The organism is Stutzerimonas stutzeri, assembly GCF_019090095.1.
Classification (GTDB): domain Bacteria; phylum Pseudomonadota; class Gammaproteobacteria; order Pseudomonadales; family Pseudomonadaceae; genus Stutzerimonas; species Stutzerimonas stutzeri_AN.
In genome coordinates this window covers 957,355-974,085 of the sequence record NZ_JAGQFP010000002.1, presented here as the reverse complement: position 1 = coordinate 974,085, position 16,731 = coordinate 957,355, and the positions used below count along the sequence as shown (strand labels likewise).

16 protein-coding genes are annotated in these 16,731 nt (G+C 60.6%); 11 read left to right on the top strand and 5 right to left on the bottom strand.

Going from position 1 to position 16,731, the window contains the following annotated elements:
- The first annotated feature begins 112 nt into the window (after positions 1–112).
- Positions 113–391 (top strand): BPSL0761 family protein, encoded by a 279-nt coding sequence (locus KVO92_RS22850; RefSeq protein WP_003298432.1) that lies wholly within the window; start codon positions 113–115, stop codon positions 389–391.
- A 496-nt stretch (positions 392–887) separates the two neighbouring features.
- Here the strand turns inward: KVO92_RS22850 and KVO92_RS14035 are convergent, their stop codons facing one another.
- Together KVO92_RS14035 and KVO92_RS14030 are read right to left on the bottom strand one after the other, a co-directional pair.
- Positions 888–1,388: a hypothetical protein gene (locus KVO92_RS14035; protein ID WP_003298435.1), complete on the bottom strand. Its 501-nt coding sequence runs from the start codon at positions 1,386–1,388 to the stop codon at positions 888–890.
- Between the two features lie 136 nt (positions 1,389–1,524).
- The gene (locus KVO92_RS14030) at positions 1,525–1,875 is read right to left on the bottom strand and encodes a hypothetical protein (protein WP_003298438.1); all 351 of its coding nucleotides are present in this window, start codon (positions 1,873–1,875) and stop codon (positions 1,525–1,527) included.
- A 109-nt stretch (positions 1,876–1,984) separates the two neighbouring features.
- Here KVO92_RS14030 and KVO92_RS14025 point away from each other — a divergent pair, with 109 nt between their 5' ends.
- A complete protein-coding gene (locus KVO92_RS14025; protein WP_129591701.1) occupies positions 1,985–3,814 on the top strand; it encodes a hypothetical protein in 1,830 nt (609 codons plus the stop codon).
- A gap of 433 nt (positions 3,815–4,247) precedes the next feature.
- Here the strand turns inward: KVO92_RS14025 and KVO92_RS14020 are convergent, their stop codons facing one another.
- Positions 4,248–4,652 carry a DEAD/DEAH box helicase gene (locus tag KVO92_RS14020; protein WP_217476234.1) on the bottom strand — a complete coding sequence of 135 codons (405 nt, stop codon included), beginning with the start codon at positions 4,650–4,652 and terminating at the stop codon, positions 4,248–4,250.
- 265 nt (positions 4,653–4,917) lie between these two features.
- Between KVO92_RS14020 and KVO92_RS14015 the strand changes: the two genes are divergently transcribed.
- The 4 genes from KVO92_RS14015 to KVO92_RS14000 all read left to right on the top strand — a co-directional run bounded on the left by KVO92_RS14015 (position 4,918) and on the right by KVO92_RS14000 (position 8,471).
- Complete coding sequence (locus tag KVO92_RS14015; protein WP_217476233.1) at positions 4,918–5,334, top strand: polyribonucleotide nucleotidyltransferase; 417 nt, start codon at positions 4,918–4,920, stop codon at positions 5,332–5,334.
- On the top strand, positions 5,334–6,245 hold the full coding sequence (locus KVO92_RS14010; RefSeq protein ID WP_217476232.1) for a cation diffusion facilitator family transporter: 912 nt from the start codon (positions 5,334–5,336) through the stop codon (positions 6,243–6,245). The genes KVO92_RS14015 and KVO92_RS14010 overlap by 1 nt, the downstream gene beginning before the upstream one ends.
- Before the next feature lie 1,370 nt (positions 6,246–7,615).
- Positions 7,616–8,095 carry an Lrp/AsnC family transcriptional regulator gene (locus KVO92_RS14005; protein WP_217476231.1) on the top strand — a complete coding sequence of 160 codons (480 nt, stop codon included), beginning with the start codon at positions 7,616–7,618 and terminating at the stop codon, positions 8,093–8,095.
- A 157-nt stretch (positions 8,096–8,252) separates the two neighbouring features.
- Positions 8,253–8,471, top strand: a complete 219-nt coding sequence (locus KVO92_RS14000) for a DUF2788 domain-containing protein (RefSeq protein WP_217476230.1) — start codon at positions 8,253–8,255, stop codon at positions 8,469–8,471.
- A 21-nt stretch (positions 8,472–8,492) separates the two neighbouring features.
- On the opposite strand, the gene KVO92_RS13995 is transcribed toward KVO92_RS14000, so the two are convergent.
- Positions 8,493–9,116 carry a pseudouridine synthase gene (locus KVO92_RS13995; protein WP_254621439.1) on the bottom strand — a complete coding sequence of 208 codons (624 nt, stop codon included), beginning with the start codon at positions 9,114–9,116 and terminating at the stop codon, positions 8,493–8,495.
- Between the two features lie 323 nt (positions 9,117–9,439).
- On the opposite strand from KVO92_RS13995, the gene urtA reads away from it, so the two are divergent.
- The 5 genes from urtA (at position 9,440) to urtE (ending at position 15,418) form a co-directional block, all read left to right on the top strand.
- The gene (gene urtA, locus KVO92_RS13990) at positions 9,440–10,708 is read left to right on the top strand and encodes an urea ABC transporter substrate-binding protein (protein ID WP_217476229.1); all 1,269 of its coding nucleotides are present in this window, start codon (positions 9,440–9,442) and stop codon (positions 10,706–10,708) included.
- Between the two features lie 161 nt (positions 10,709–10,869).
- A complete protein-coding gene (gene urtB, locus KVO92_RS13985) occupies positions 10,870–12,441 on the top strand; it encodes an urea ABC transporter permease subunit UrtB (RefSeq protein WP_217476228.1) in 1,572 nt (523 codons plus the stop codon).
- Between the two features lie 112 nt (positions 12,442–12,553).
- Positions 12,554–13,633, top strand: coding sequence for an urea ABC transporter permease subunit UrtC (gene urtC, locus KVO92_RS13980; RefSeq protein ID WP_217476227.1), 1,080 nt, complete (start codon positions 12,554–12,556; stop codon positions 13,631–13,633).
- Positions 13,630–14,475, top strand: a complete 846-nt coding sequence (gene urtD, locus KVO92_RS13975; protein ID WP_217476226.1) for an urea ABC transporter ATP-binding protein UrtD — start codon at positions 13,630–13,632, stop codon at positions 14,473–14,475. Before urtC ends, urtD begins: the two co-directional genes overlap by 4 nt.
- 244 nt (positions 14,476–14,719) lie before the next feature.
- Positions 14,720–15,418: an urea ABC transporter ATP-binding subunit UrtE gene (gene urtE, locus KVO92_RS13970; protein ID WP_217476225.1), complete on the top strand. Its 699-nt coding sequence runs from the start codon at positions 14,720–14,722 to the stop codon at positions 15,416–15,418.
- 148 nt (positions 15,419–15,566) lie between these two features.
- Here the strand turns inward: urtE and KVO92_RS13965 are convergent, their stop codons facing one another.
- Positions 15,567–16,715: an ABC transporter substrate-binding protein gene (locus KVO92_RS13965; protein WP_217476224.1), complete on the bottom strand. Its 1,149-nt coding sequence runs from the start codon at positions 16,713–16,715 to the stop codon at positions 15,567–15,569.
- Positions 16,716–16,731 lie beyond the last annotated feature (16 nt).

Below are 16,731 nucleotides of genomic sequence, written 5' to 3'. Positions count from 1 at the left end.
AGGCTCCACCCTTTTTGGCAGATCAGGCTTCATACAGTAAAATGCCCCCACGGGCCGTGGGACATGTTGACGGGAAGCCGTCTCCCCCTGCGGACATTTCAGGAGCAATGCCATGACGATGGCCCATGAGCGCACCCGTAGCGTTGTGCAAACACGGGACTTCCTACAGGAACTGGCCAGGGACACGAGCCTTCCTGAAAGCGTACGGTACCAAGCAAAAAATCTACTACGGCATTACCCGACAGCGGAGACCATCTCGTTGGCTGGGCGAGCGGAAGAGCGATCCAAGCAGGAACTTTCCCTATTGGCCGACAAGCATGGACCTCTACATCCGGTGTTAGTCAGCTGGCTGTTAAATGATCCGATGTTTTCTGATCACGGAACTAGCTGAGCCAGACCAGGTGGGTGCACTGGTACAACACTGGTACAACAATGAGCGCCTGCTGAGTTCAATCGGGTATATCCCGCCTGCGGAGGCTGAGGCAAACTTCTACCGGCAACAAGCTGGTGTGGCCATTGCGGCCTGACTTAAACGAAACGGCCTCCACAAAAGCCGGGACGATTCAGCACTCCGCTGGAGGATGCCTTTCATTCCCGCTCCATACTTCGCACGTCAACACTAATAGCCTCTAAAACTCCCTTTAAATCGGCTCCCAGCTCGGGCCGCACGAGCCGTATGTAGGCTGCTATTGCCTCGTTCATTAGTAACCGGGATACGTACCCTTTCACGACCACCAAGCGAATCATCACGCCACTGGCTCTCGTGCAGTTGCTTTACGTTGACCGTGGTGAGCTTGTGAGGGCTAGCGGCGCTCACCTGCCCATATAAACAACGTGATGAAGCTCTCGTTTTTGACAAGAATTATGAATTTTAGTGCATTTAGTAATTAATGGAACTCATCGAAGATTACGAGCTGCGGATAGGCGGCCTGATTCTCTTCGGTGTCCGCCAAGGTAACCGTGACCCCGTCGACCAGGCGCACCCGCCGACCCCGCCAATGCCACCAGGAGGCAGCACCTTCGGCGATGATCCCCCCGGTTTGGCGTGCCAGCGCCGAGATCATTGACTGCGGCAGACGCGAGCGCGCCTTGCAGTACCCACCGGAATCCGTACTGCCCGGCTTGAGCCCACCGATCACCCGCTTGACCATGGCGTCGTTGACCGCCGCTTGGCAGCTGCCGTCAGCCGACAACACCTGGGCGAGAAACATCGACAAGGTTTCCGCCGGCGGAAACAACCGCTCGCGGTGCTCCGGTAGCAACGCCCCAACACGGTCGAACAGCTTTGGGCTGGTCAGCAGATTGAACAGGAAATAGCTGTCCGCGTTGCTTGCATAGTGGCGTACACGCTGTTGTTGCCCCGTTGTTGGGCGGTGGCTAGGATGCATGTGGGCTGGCTCCTCGGGTGGTTGCTGTGGATTTCGCAACCTCCAGCCTACTATCCGGGGCGGCCAGCCCTCTACTTTCCCATAAAAATCAATGGCTTGGGTTTAATTCAGTGCCATTCGGCTATACGACGTTTTCTTAGTCCGCGGTCTCGTCGCTCAGATCGAGGTTCCAGTCGCCAACCGTGATCACGCCAGCAATTAGCATCGGGTCATACTGATTAGGGCCGAGATGGATCTGATAGCCATGCTTCTTTAGCAAGGTCACCGAGCGCGAGTTGATCGCACCATCAATGTGGCAGCAGTACTCGCGCACGTAACGCCAGGCGAGATCAACAGCCTGTTGAGTGTGAGTAGGCAGATCGGCGTATACGTCAGGATGATTAATCGCATCCCCTTCGTTGTCGCCGTAGGGACGCTGTACGTGGCGTAGCGCCTCTAGCGCGTTGACGACGTCTCGAATGGTCAGCGGGTGGTAGTAGTTGAACATGTGATTTTTCCTTCTGAAATTCCGAACCCTGTCAGGGGCTATCGCGATGCGATGGGAAGCAGGCTATGGTGACTCTGCATTTTCTAGGTACCGGAAAGGGCGAGAATCGATGAAGGACGCAACAGGCCTCGGCTGGGCAAGGATTCCAACCTACGCAGAAACCATAGACGCACTAGCAAGTGGATTCGGCCTGATAGAAGCGAACGAGCAAAAATTGACGTTCCAGCGCTCGTGGCATGGAAGACAGTCTCGTTTTGGTCCCAATGCAACCAAACCGTGGCGAAGTGCCAACCAAGGTCGAATCGGCGAGTTGCTAATGCTCTTGTCTGGCGACGATCAAAATATTGCCGACGAGCTTTCTGAGTTCCTGGACACTGCAGAGACTCTCCTGTCATTTATTCGCTCAAGGGCTGTTTTCACCAGAACGTCATACCGAACTGGTTTGGGAGCATTTTTATCAATAATTGCATTCCCCCAACTGGCACTATTTTTATGCCATATCCGTGCGCGCCTTCCAGAATCAACACCTCTATATTACCTCTTCGACCTACTTCCCGATATTCATATGACGGAATATGACTGCGCAAAAAACACCCGCAACGCAGTGAGACAACAGCTTGACAAAATAACCGAGGCAAACACTGCGGACTTCAGGAGTTCGCTAAATAAGATCACAACAAAATCTGACATCAAGTTAAAAACAATAGAAGATAAAATTGGTAAACTGAACCAAAATTTCAGCAGTCGCGATTGCAAAGAAGAACTACCTGATAAAGTCAAAAATGTTCGCGCCGCCTATATAGCCGGGACCGCAATTCAAAGATTCATTGGCCATTTATCCAACGGCACACCAGACATTCACTCTGCCAGCCTCCTTGGAATCCTTAAGTATTACATTAACGAGTTCACCAACCAAGCCCAGAAAAAAACTCAAGACAATTTCCATCAGTCTCACATAATCTTGCATCATGACATGATAGGAAGTTCAAACTGTTTCCCCGAGCCAGATCTCGACACATCGATTATGGAAATCTTTAATTGTTATGAGAGATTTGTAGCCACCAGGACTATTGAAGAGTGCGCACCTCTAGCATATGCACTAGAGATTATCGACAGAGCGGCCTCGGATACCACCCCAGTCAGAGAAGCTATCGCCCTTCTTGAGCAAGACGAAGATTTCGAGATTTTCAAGCCAGTACACCATTATCTAAAGGCACGCCTTCAGATAATTGAGGGCGACAATACGAGTGCGCTGCTGAATCTTAAGGACATACTGAACTGCAGCAAGAAGCAACAGCTAGGTGAAATTGCAGTTATTGCAGCAAGTTATGCCATTACCTTGGAATTGAAGAAACCCGGGAGATGGATAAATAACAGCCTAGATCCATTTATAATTTGTTTAGCTCAAAATAAACAGCAAAACGTATCAATTGAAATCCCCATGCCAACCCCATTTTGGACATTCTCTAAGAACCCGCAGGTGACAGATTCGACCAAGCTTGTTTTTGAAGCCATCTCGCTAATCAACTCAATAACACTGCAAAACGCCACCAGCACCACTGACGAACTTTGCAACCCCTTATCAAAACTTGAAAAGCACCTCTCCAAGCTTCTTAAAATACACAGAAAACTTTGCCAGAGCGTAGCCTTTGACGAAGAATCAATAAAAACAGCCACCTCGACAACCTTTAACAATAGCCTTAAATCAAAATCAATTCTACGGACCCATCACGCAAAACCATACGAAGTTATTAGAGATCTATATTTCTATATCAATGAATTCTTTGGTCAAGCGGAGATAGAAATTCATGAAAAACTGAATCCCGCAATACTTGAATACCTCAATCTTCCACCTCAACTCCAGCTAACCATTCTAAAGACTTTAGACGAGGACGCTTTTCGCTCAGACTCAAACAAGGCAGGCAATAATCAAATCTGATAGATAAGACTTTGGCTCGCCCGATCTACGCGCGAACCCAGGCCAAAGGAATATTCGCGGTTCAAGAAGCCCAGAGCCCAGAGCCCTGGTCACTTACTGAGCAAGTTGAGAAGCTCACGTCGGACGGGAAGCTTCTGATCACCCTGATCAACCTCGTGTAGCAGCCGGACTGGACTGTTTGTAGAGGACACTGTGCTTGTCGTGTCGCTGGTAGGTATTGCGCCGGGCTGAGATATTCAAGATCACCTGGCACCTCGCATGTTCGTTGCGCTTCTAGACCCCGATGTAGGTGGCATCTGTACACACTACGGTTTCCTCGCCATACAGAAGTTTGCCGGCCTGGGTGTCATTGGCCACGCTGGCCGCCGTAAGCGTCCAGAGGCGGGAGAGAGCCCAGGGAGGAAGGGCAGGATGATTTTGACAAGAAATGCCACTATTTCGGTGCAAATGGCAAAACGTGAAATTCGTCGAAGATCACCAGCCCCACGCCCTCGAGCGCCGGATCATCCTGCAGACGGCGCGCAAGAATGCCTTCGGTGACCACTTCGATCCGGGTCGTCGGCCCCACCTTGCTTTCCAGCCGAATGCGATAACCGACCGTTTCACCGACCTTCTCGCCCAGCTCGCTGGCCAGCCGTTCGGCCGCTGCGCGGGCGGCCAGACGCCGCGGCTCGAGCATCAGGATCGATTGCCCGGCCAGCCAGGGCTCGTTCAACAGCGCCAGCGGCACGCGCGTGGTCTTGCCGGCGCCGGGCGGCGCCTCGAGTACCGCTTCGTTACGGGTTAGCAGGGCCTGGCGCAGGGCCGGCAGGGCATCATCGATGGGTAACGACAACATGGGGATTCCGGAAGTGAGCGCGGCATTATAGGGGCGACAAGCGCACGAGCGGCGACGGTGCTTTTCATCTACCCGCACGGCGATACGGTGGATGGGTGAAGCGTCATCCACCCTACGGACGCCCCGCCGACGCCTTGCGGGCGCAGCACAGCCCCTTGAACACCCTGGAGCAGAACGCGGTCTGATGTCGAGAAAACATCACGCAGCCCTTGTGTAGCCCTTGTGTAGCCCTTGTATAGTTGCGCCACTTTTTCCGGAGGTCCAAATGCGTACTCGTTCCCGTGTTATCGGCGGCGTGCTGGCCGTCTCCCTGTTCACTCAACTGGCGGCTTGCGGCACGCTGTTCTACCCCGACCGCCGCGGCCAGATCGACGGTCGCATCGACCCTGCCGTCGCCGTGCTCAACGCGGTCGGCCTGATCTTCTATCTCCTCCCCGGCCTGATTGCCTTCGGCATCGACTTCGCCACCGGCGCGATCTATTTGCCCGATGACAACTACTCCATGGCGCCTGAAAAACTGCAGCAAGCCATCGGCGCCGATGGCGTGGTCGACCTGGCCAAGCTCAAGGCCATCATCGAGGCCGAAACCGGCCGCAGCCTGCCGCTGGATGATCCTCGTCTGATCCAGCACAACGGCAGCGTCGAGCAACTGGCCGCCTTCGGACTGCGCCCGGCCGCCTGATGCCACACGCACGCGAACGCAAAGGCGTCAGCGCCGAGCACGCCAAGCTGATGCGCCGCGCCACACGGCTGGCGCTGGCCGTGGCCCTGACGCTGGCCGCGAGCAAGGCGCTGGCCTGGTGGTTGAGCGGCTCGGTGAGCCTGCTGGCGGGTCTGACCGACTCCTTGCTGGACGGCGCCGCCTCGCTGCTCAACCTGCTGGCGGTGCACTACTCGCTGCGCCCCGCGGACGACGATCACCGCTATGGCCACGGCAAGGCCGAAGCCTTGGCCGGGCTTGGCCAGGGCGCCTTCATTTCGGTCAGCGCGATCCTCGTCTGCGTGCAAGGCGTCGACCGCATGCTGCACCCCGAGCCCTTGGGCGCACCGGCCCTTGGCATCGCGGTGATGCTGCTGTCGCTGGCGCTGACCGTGGCGCTATTGCTGTATCAGCGTCATGTGGTGCGGGAAACCGGCTCCACGGCGATCCGCGCCGACTCCCTGCACTACCGTTCGGACTTGCTGCTCAATACCAGCATCCTCGTCGCGCTGGTGCTGGCCGGCTACGGCTGGGAGCGCCTGGACGCCATCTTCGGCATCGCCATCGCCCTGTACATCTTCTGGAGCGCACTGAGCATCGTCCGCGAGGCCGGCGCGGTGCTGATGGATACCGAGCTGCCGCCGGAGATCAGCGAAGACATGCACCGGCTGGCCTGCGCTGTGCCCGGTGTGGTCGGCTGCCACGGCCTGCGTACCCGCGCGTCCGGGACCCGCTGGTTCGTGCAGATGCATTTGGAACTGCCGGGACAGCTGCCGTTGATCGAGGCACATGCCTTGTGTGATCAGGTTGAGGCGGCGATACACGCCCAATATCCGCGGGCGGAAGTGTTGGTGCATGCCGATCCGCTTGAGGTGGTTAGGGCGAAGGGGTAGCGCAGCGTAGAGGTGCAGACGCGGCGTCTGGCAAAGGTGCTATACCGGTTACCGCGGACACCGCTAGCTATGGTTTCGCCCTGCTGGGCGACTCACTTTTTCCAGACGCCCGGATGGCCGGCCCCTCAAAAGTAACCAAAAACGCTTGCCCCTGCATCCGGACTAGGCGTCCCCGGTTCGCTGCGCTCGACTTCCCTCATTCCATCCGCGCTCCGGGGGCCGGCGTACAAGGGCCATCCATGCCGACGGCGGCCCCGACCCTTTACGCCTCTCGCGGCATCCATGCCGCTCGCTCCCCTCCGCGCGGATTCCATTCGGCCTCCTGAAGGGGGCGTTCGGCGTCGTCTGACACGTCGTGCAATGGAAAGCAGGAAGCTGTGTCGAGCCAGGGCCATTCAACCAATGCCGGTGAAAAGACCGTAGGGTGGAAAACTGCGAAGCATTTTCCACCGCAATCACGCTGCAATCGGTATCAAACGATGCCCGCAACAAATCGGTGGGTAAGCTTCGCGTTACCCACCCTACGACTGCTGATCTGTGCCAGATATCAAAAGCCTAAGCATTGTACGGTGGGCTTCAGAACGTAGGATGGGCGAAGCCCATCACAAGAGCTTGATGGGTTGCACCCATCCTACGAGACTGATCGCCATTGAATAATGAGGAAGGTGCTTCGTTGCTGTTCAAAACGTTCGGACGACTCGGTCCCGAGCCCCCTTCAGAAGGCCGAGCGTAGGCGTTGCGCAGGGGGTCGCGAGGCATGGATGCCGAGCGAGGAGCGATGGGCCAGGGATGGCCCTTCGCGACGGCCCCCGGAGCAGCGCCGGAGCGAGGGAAGTTTTGCGAAGCAAAATCCGGATGCAGGGGTGGCCTTCTTTTTGGTTACTTTTTCTTGGCCACGCAAGAAAAAGTGACTCGCCCAGCAGGGCGAAACCAATGCCTCAGCCAACCCAGCCAACGGGCGTAGCCACGTGAACCCAAAGCCCAACAACTTCGCAGCCAAGGCTATGCCCACAACAGCGCAATACACAGCGGCTAGGAACAGCCCCACCCACTCAACACCAAACAAAACCCCAAAACGAAAAAGACCACGCCTGGGCGTGGTCTCTTCGATTCGTCTGGCCGATGGTAACGGCTGCTTCGCGCGGGGCCTCGTGAGCGCCGGGGGCCCGGACCGTCGACCTGGATAAGGCCTTCGGAGGTCACGGCGGGGATCGCGTGCCATGCCTATCTGCCGGGGGCTGAAGTTGAATAAAGCTTACGCCCCGCACAGCGATAGATGTTTGCGAATATTGCTCAGATAAGCCACTCTTGCGCAATTCATACGCAACTAAACGCAAACCAGCGCAACAAGACCACACGAGAAAACCGAAATGAGCAAACTAGACCGATACGACCTGCGTATCCTCCACGAACTGCAGCGCGACGCACGCATCTCCAACCAGGATCTCGCCGAGCGCATCGGCTTGTCGCCCTCGCCCTGTTCGCGGCGGGTGAAGCAGCTCGAGGACGACGGCTTCATCGCCCGTCAGGTCGCGTTGCTGGATCGCAAGAAACTCGGCCTGACCCTGACCGCCTATGTGCTCATCGGCATGGACCGGCACACGCCGGAGCGCTTCGAACACTTCGAGGGGGTCATCGGAAAATGCCCGGAAGTGCTGGAATGCAGCCTGGTGACAGGGATGGACGCCGACTACCAGCTCAAGGTCGTGGTGCCGGATATGGAGCACTACCAGGCCTTCCTGCTCGGCACCCTGACCCGCATCGAGGGCGTCTCAAGCGTGCGCTCGAGCTTCGTCCTGCGGCAGGTGTCGTCAAGCACGGAGCTGCCGCTGGAACATTTGCGCACCTGAGACCGGTTGCCGCTGACAGGCCGCGCGGCGGGCTGGTTGGCGTATACTCGACGCCGCCTTGCTATGCCCCGCGCGTCATATAAAACGAGCCCTGCTCAGCCAACAATAACCCGCCGTTGTCATAGCCGTTGTCGTTACTAGCCACGCGGAGCGCTCGATGGAACCCGAAGTATTCGAAAAGTGGATGATGATCGTCCTGGTCGGCGGCCTGATGGCCTTCATGGCGTTCATCATCTGGGACCTGGCCAAGAAGTCCAAAGCGGGCCGCCTAGGCACGGCAGTTCTGTTCCTGGGCCTTGGGCTTTGCCTGTTCGCCTTTCTCGCCAAGCCGATCATCGGCTACATCATCGAAGTTTCGCAGGGCATCCCGCACTGATGCTGCGAGGTGGCCGGCGCTTCACAAACGCGCCGGCACTTCCCGCCACTCGCCTGGCTGCAAGCCGTCCAGCGACCAGGGACCTATCCTGACCCGCACCAGCCGCAGCGTCGGCAATCCGACCGCCGCCGTCATCCGGCGAACCTGACGATTACGTCCCTCTCTGATCACCAGTTCCAGCCAAGACGTCGGCACGCTCTTGCGAAAGCGCACGGGTGGATGGCGTGGCCATAACACCGGCTCATCCAATGCCCGGGCTTCAGCGGGCAACGTCATGCCGTCGTTGAGTTCGACACCGTCGCGCAAGCGTTGGAGCTGCTCGTCGCTCACCTCCCCTTCCACCTGCACCCAATAGGTCTTGGCCAGTTTGTGCTTGGGATCGGCAATGCGCGCCTGCAGCTGGCCATCATTGGTCAGCAACAGCAACCCCTCGCTGTCGCGGTCCAGGCGCCCGGCCGGGTACACACCCGGCACCGGCACGAAGTCCTTGAGCGTGGCGCGGCCATCGGCATCGTTGAACTGGGTGAGCACGTCGAACGGCTTGTTCAACAGCAACAGGCGCGGCTCGGCAGGCGGCGCCTTGGCAATTCGGCGGGGCTGGGTACGCGCTGCGGCGGTGCGCGGAGGGCGGGGACGACGCGACATGAAGGCTCCTGAGCGGGCCGGTCATGCTAGGGCGACGAGGCGCTCCTCGCAAGCAGTCGCCCTGGGCTCGCCGGGTTCGGCTGTTGGCAACGCGCGAAAGGGGTTTCGCACCACATGCGTGCAGCATGCTGCCCCACGTCGCGCCGGCCGCCCCGTTTTCGTACCCGCCGCCCCCCGCGCGCCCTCATCTATCGCCCAACCAAATAACCGCAAAGCCTTGAGCCAGAGCGCTGCAAGGCACATTGGCACGGATGCTGCGATAGCGCTCCTGTCCCAGAGAACCAACCCACAGTTGCGCATGGACAGCCAAGGAGCCACAAACCATGAAACGCCGTCCCCTCCTGAAATCCACCCTCGCCGCCAGTGCGCTGATGCTCAGCGGCCTGTTCCCGTTCACCCTGCAGGCCGCCGAGACCATCAAGGTCGGCATCCTGCATTCGCTGTCCGGCACCATGGCCATCTCGGAAACCTCGCTGAAAGACATGGCGCTGATGACCATCGATGAGATCAATGCCAAGGGCGGCGTGCTCGGCAAGCAGCTCGAGCCCGTGGTGGTCGACCCGGCCTCCAACTGGCCGCTGTTCGCGGAGAAGGGTCGTCAGCTGCTGACCCAGGACAAGGTCGCGGTGACCTTCGGTTGCTGGACCAGCGTTTCGCGCAAGTCCGTGCTGCCGGTATACGAAGAGCTCAACGGCCTGCTGTTCTACCCCGTCCAGTACGAAGGCGAAGAGTTGTCGTCGAACGTGTTCTACACCGGTGCGGCGCCAAACCAGCAGGCCATTCCGGCGGTGGAATACCTGATGAGTGAGGACGGCGGCGGCGCCGAGCGCTTCTTCCTGCTCGGCACCGACTACGTCTACCCGCGCACCACCAACAAGATCCTGCGCGCCTTCCTGATCAGCAAGGGCGTCCCGGAAGCGAACATCGAAGAGGTCTATACCCCCTTCGGCCACAGCGATTACCAGACCATCGTCGCCAACATCAAGAAGTTCTCCGCAGGCGGCAAGACCGCGGTGGTCTCGACCATCAACGGCGATTCCAACGTGCCGTTCTACAAGGAACTGGCCAACCAGGGCCTGGAAGCCACCGAGGTGCCCGTCGTGGCCTTCTCGGTCGGTGAAGAAGAGCTACGCGGCATCGACACCAAGCCGCTGGTCGGTCACCTGGCCGCCTGGAACTACTTCCAGTCGGTGGAAAACCCGGTCAACGAAGCCTTCGTCAGCAAGTGGAAGGCCTACGCCAAGGCCAAGAACCTGCCGGGCGCCGACAAGGCCGTGACCAATGATCCGATGGAGGCCACCTACGTCGGCATCCACCTGTGGGCGCAGGCGGTCGAGAAAGCCGGCACCACCGACGTCGACAAGGTGCGCGATGCGCTGGCCGGCCAGAGCTTCGAGGCCCCGAGCGGCTACACCCTGACCATGGACGAGAAGAACCACCACCTGCACAAGCCGGTGATGATCGGCGAAGTGCAGGACGACGGTCAGTTCTCCGTGGTCTGGGAAACCGAAAGCCCGGTCCGCGCGCAGCCGTGGAGCCCTTACATCCCGGGCAACGACAAGAAGCCGGATTACGCGGTGAAGTCGAACTGAGCGCTGTTTTCGTTGCGGTGGATGAGTAGGCGTCTTCCACCGTCAACTGACGCCAGTCCGTAGGGTGGATCGGGACGCGGAGTCGACGCTTTTTTCATCCACCTGTCGACGCCCACAAGCTCCATCAAGAGAGCACTCGACATCCCCAGGGGAATATGTAGATGAACACTGCCCTGTACCGAATTTTCTGGCTGCTTCTGCTGGTCCTGCCTTGCGCAGCCCACGCCGGAGACGCAGCCGACTACGCCAAGGCGAGCCCGGCCAAACAGGCCAAGCTGCTGGAAGACTGGGCCATCGCGCCGGCTCCCGAACGTCTGCCACTGATCGAAGCGCTGCGCGCCAACCGCGTGGTCATCGACCAGAACAAGACACCCTTCGTCGAGGACGGCGACACCTACCGCGCCCTCGAAGGCGACGCCGAACCTGTCGGTACGCCGAAGAAGCTGCGCCTGAACAACCGCCTGCGCGGCTTGCTCAACACCGCGCTGGCCAGCCACCAGCTGTTCTCCGATGATCCGGCGCAACGCCTCGGCGCCGCCAAGCGCCTGCAGCGCAGCGGTCAGCCGGAACAGCTCCCGCTCCTGCAACAGCGGCTCGAAGCGGAAGACGACCCGGCCGTACGCGAAGCCCTCACCCTGACGCTGGCCAACCTGCAACTGGGCGCGGAAGACCCCGCCGTGCGCCTGGCTGCCGTACGCCTGCTCGGCGAAACCGGCGCGCCACTCGCGCGAGTCCGGCTGGAGAATCTGCTGGCCGACGAGGCGGAAACCGATGCCGCTGTGCGCAAGGCCGCCGAGACCAGCCTGGCCCAGGTCAAACGCAAACTAATGATCGGCGAACTGCTCGGCCAGGCCTTCAGCGGCCTGTCGCTGGGCTCGATCCTGCTGCTCGCCGCCCTCGGCCTGGCCATCACCTTCGGCCTGCTTGGCGTGATCAACATGGCCCACGGCGAGATGCTGATGCTCGGCGCCTACACCACCTACATGGTGCAGGTGCTGATGGCGAGGCTCACGCCCGAGGCGCTGGCCTTCTACCCGCTGGTGGCGCTGCCGGTGGCCTTCTTCGTCACCGCTGCGATCGGCATGGCGCTGGAACGCACCGTGATTCGTCACCTCTATGGCCGCCCGCTGGAAACCTTGCTGGCGACCTGGGGCATCAGCCTGATCCTGATCCAGCTGGTGCGCGTGCTGTTCGGCGCGCAGAACGTCGAGGTGGCCAACCCCGGCTGGCTGTCCGGTGGCCTGCAGGTGTTGCCGAACCTGGTGCTGCCCTACAACCGCATGGTGATCATCGGCTTCGCGCTGTTCGTGGTGCTGCTGACCTGGCTGTTGCTGAACAAGACCCGTCTGGGCCTGAACGTGCGCGCGGTGACGCAGAACCGCAACATGGCCGCCTGCTGCGGCGTGCCGACCGGGCGTATCGACATGCTGGCGTTCGGCCTGGGCTCCGGCATCGCCGGGCTCGGTGGCGTGGCGCTCTCGCAGATCGGCAACGTCGGCCCGGATCTCGGCCAGGGCTACATCATCGACTCATTTCTCGTGGTCGTGCTCGGCGGCGTCGGCCAACTGGCCGGCAGCATCTTCGCCGCCTTCGGCCTCGGCATCGCCAACAAGATCCTCGAACCGCAGATCGGCGCCGTGCTGGGCAAGATCCTCATCCTTGCGCTGATCATCCTCTTCATCCAGAAGCGTCCGCAGGGCCTGTTCGCCTTGAAAGGGAGGGTGATCGATTGAACACCAAGCCCCATTTGCTCAGCAGCGCCTGTGGGAGCGGACTTGTCCGCGAATGCACGCCCAGCCAATTCGTGCCTACAAGCCACCCTCATCGCCTCGGGGAAGTCCAGTCATGAACCAACCACTTACCCTCACCGCCGCGCAGAAAGCCGGGCCGAAAGCCACGGTCATCGCCCTCGGCCTGGCGCTCGCTGTTCTCGTCGCCATGCCGCTGCTGCACCTATTGCCCGCGGACAACGCCTTTTACGTCTCGGCCTACACCCTGACGCTGGTCGGCAAGATCCTCTGCTACGCCATCGTCGCCCTGGCGCTGGACCTGGTTTGGGGTTACGCCGGCCTGCTGTCGCTCGGCCACGGCCTGTTCTTCGCCCTCGGCGGCTACGCCATGGGCATGTACCTGATGCGCGAAAGCGCCGGCGACGGGCTGCCCGCGTTCATGAGCTTTCTCGCCTGGACCGAACTGCCCTGGTACTGGTACGGCACCTCCAGCTTTCTCTGGGCGATGTGTCTGGTGGTGCTGGCGCCGGGGCTGCTGGCCTTCGTGTTCGGCTTCTTCGCCTTCCGTTCGCGGATCAAGGGCGTGTACTTCTCGATCATGACCCAGGCGCTGACCTTCGCCGGCATGCTGCTGTTCTTCCGAAACGAGACCGGCTTCGGCGGCAACAACGGCTTCACCGACTTCAAGACCATCCTCGGCTTCTCGATCTCGGCGCCGGCGACCCGCGCCACGCTGTTCCTGGCGACCGTCGCCCTGCTCGCCGGCAGCCTGTTGCTCGGCTGGCGGCTGGCGCGCAGCAAGTTCGGCCGCGTGCTCACCGCGCTGCGCGACGCCGAGAACCGGCTGATGTTCTGCGGCTACGATCCGCGCGGCTACAAGCTGTTCATCTGGACGCTGTCGGCGGTGCTATGCGGCCTGGCCGGTGCGCTCTATGTGCCGCAGGTCGGGATCATCAACCCCAGCGAAATGGCGCCGACGCAATCCATCGAGGCCGCCGTCTGGGTCGCCCTCGGTGGCCGCGGCACGCTGATCGGTCCGCTGCTCGGCGCCGGCATCGTCAACGGCATGAAGAGCTGGTTCACCGTGGCCTTCCCCGAGTACTGGCTGTTCGCCCTCGGCGCGCTGTTCATCGTCGTCACCCTGTACCTGCCCAAGGGCGTCATCGGCCTCATCAAGCGGAGGGGCGAACAATGAAAGCCGCAGCCGTACCCGAACTCATTGACCCGTCCGACAGCATCGGCAGCGGTCGCGATGCCATCGGCCTCGGCCGGGTTGCCGAGAAGGGCCTGGACGCCCGCCACGGCACCATCCTCAGCCTGGAAGACATCAACGTCAGCTTCGACGGCTTCAAGGCGCTGACCAATCTCAGCCTGTACATCGGCGTCGGCGAACTGCGCTGCATCATCGGCCCCAACGGCGCCGGCAAGACCACAATGATGGACGTCATCACCGGCAAGACCCGACCGGACAGCGGTACCGCGTTCTTCGGCGACACCCTCGACCTGACGCGCATGAGTGAAGTCGAGATCGCCCAGTCCGGCATCGGTCGCAAATTCCAGAAACCCACGGTGTTCGAGGCGCTCAGCGTGTTCGAGAACCTGGAACTGGCGCAGAAGACCGATAAATCGGTCTGGGCCAGCCTGAAAGCCAGGCTCAACGGCGAGCAGCGCGACCGCATCGGCGAGGTGCTCACCACCATTCGCCTGGAAACCTCACGCAATCGCCCCGCCGGCCTGCTCTCCCACGGCCAGAAGCAGTTCCTCGAAATCGGCATGCTGCTGATGCAGGACCCGCGACTGCTTTTGCTCGACGAACCCGTCGCCGGCATGACCGACGCCGAAACCGAGTTCACCGCCGAGCTGTTCAAGCGCCTGGCGCGCAAGCACTCGCTGATGGTGGTCGAGCACGATATGGGCTTCGTCGACACCATCGCCGACCACGTCACCGTGCTGCATCAGGGTCAGGTGCTGGCCGAGGGCTCGCTCGAAACCGTGCAGAACGACGAGCGGGTGATCGAGGTGTATCTCGGGCGGTGAAGGCTTCGGCGCCGTTCGCCCATCGAGGCCGCATGAAGGTGGATGGGTGAAGCGTCATCCACCCTACGCCGCCGAACGTAGGGTGGAAAACGGCGAAGCCTTTTCCACGCGTACCCAGTAGGCCAGACCGGACGCCGGCGTCCGCATCATCGCAACGTAAACGCAGGGTGGATAACGCCGCAGGCTTATCCACCGAAAACGGCGAAGCCCTTTCCACGCGTAATGACAAAACAAGGACATCGACATGCTGCAAGTCCAACAACTGCATCAGTACTACGGCGGCAGCCACATCCTGCGCGGCCTGTCATTCGACGCCAGGATCGGCGAAGTCACCTGTCTGCTCGGGCGTAACGGCGTGGGCAAGACCACCCTGCTGAAGTGCCTGATGGGCCTGATCCCGGCCAAGGAAGGCGCGGTGAACTGGGAAGGCAAGCCGATCACCGGCTTCAAGCCGCACCAGCGCGTACACGCCGGCATCGCCTACGTGCCCCAGGGGCGTGAAATCTTTGGCCGGCTGACGGTTGAAGAAAACCTGCTCATGGGCCTGTCGCGTTTCAGCGCCAAGGAAGCCAAGGAAGTGCCCGAGTTCATTTACGAGCTGTTCCCGGTCCTCAAGGAAATGAAACACCGCCGTGGCGGTGATCTGTCCGGTGGCCAACAGCAACAGCTGGCCATCGGCCGCGCGCTGGCGAGCCAGCCGCGCCTGCTGATCCTCGACGAGCCCACCGAAGGCATCCAGCCCTCGGTGATCAAGGAAATCGGCGCGGTGATCAAGAAACTCGCTGCCCGCGGCGACATGGCGATTCTGCTGGTGGAGCAGTTCTACGATTTCGCCGCCGAGCTGGCCGACCAGTACCTGGTGATGAGCCGCGGTGAAATCATTCAGCAAGGCCGCGGCGAGACGATGGAAGCCGAAGGCGTGCGTGGGTTGGTGGCGATCTGAGCCTTTCGCAAGGGAACTGGCCGTCAACGAGGCACGATTCGCAGAGCAGGCTCGCCGAGCGCTGAGCAGTGAGCCCGCACTGCAAGACGGTTGTCGTGAAACTCGCCGCTCGGACAGCGGACTGCTGACCGAACGACAAACCGGCCGGCTACTCGCCGATAGGCTTGCTGACGATCTTGCCGCCTTCCACCACGGCCATGGTGGTCGGTGTGATGAAGCCGCCGTTGTCGGTCATGCCCTTTACCGAATAGAGGTTGAACTTCGGGTCCATGGCCGTCAGCGCCTCACCCATCTTCGCCCTGACCTGCTGCGGTTCGGTGCTGCCGGCCAGCTCCATGGCCTTGGCCAGCGCGTGGAAGGCCAGGTAGTTGTAGGCGGCCTCGGAGCCCGGCACTTTGCCGTGCGCCTTCTGGTAGCGATCGACGAAGACCTTGGCGACCTCGCTGTCGTATTCGGACAGCGGTACGACGCCCACGGCGCCTTCCAGCAGATCTAGCCCGCCGGTGACGGCTGCGATTTCGTCGAGCTTGGCCTGATCCATGACGATGAAGCCGCCCTGGAAGCCCAGCTGACGCGCCTGCTGCACAACCAGGCCGGTGGGCTCCGAGGCGCCGCCGACGAACATCACGTCCGGGTTTTCGGCGATGACGCGACTCACGCCGGTATAGAAATCGGTCGACTTGTTGTAGTCCATGGGATTGCTGGCAACGATCTCGCCGCCCTTCTGCTCCCAGGCCTTGGTCATCATGTCCGTCCAGATCTTGGCGTACTCGTGGGTCGCGCCGGCAATGCCGAGCTTCTTGCCGTAATGCTTGAGGGCGTAGTCTGAGAACGCATCGACGTAGCCGGTGAATTCCGGCGGAATGCGCACCGTCAGCGGATTGCCCTGCTGGGTAACCGAGGGCACGCTGGTATAGGCCATGATCAGGAAGTCGTCGGCGACGTTGAAGTCCTGCAGGGCGAACACGCCGCCGGTATGCGGCACGAACACGGCCGCGGCGTTCGACTCCTTGACCAGACGCTTGGCGTTGGTGGCGGCCTGGCTCGGCGAGTATTTGTCGTCGAGGCTGATGAGGTTGACCTTGTAGGTTTCGTCACCGATCTTGAGCCCGCCGGCCGCGTTGGCATCATCGACCGCCATGCGCAGGCCGGACAGGGTGTTCTCGCCATAGAGCGCGGCGCCGCCGCTGAGCGGGCCGGTGAAGCCGATGGTGAGGGTCTGTTCGGCATACACGCCGCCGGCCTGGACCGCGGTCAGGGTGGCCATCGCCAATCCAAGCGCTTTGAGCGTTTTCATTGTTGTCTCCTTGGTC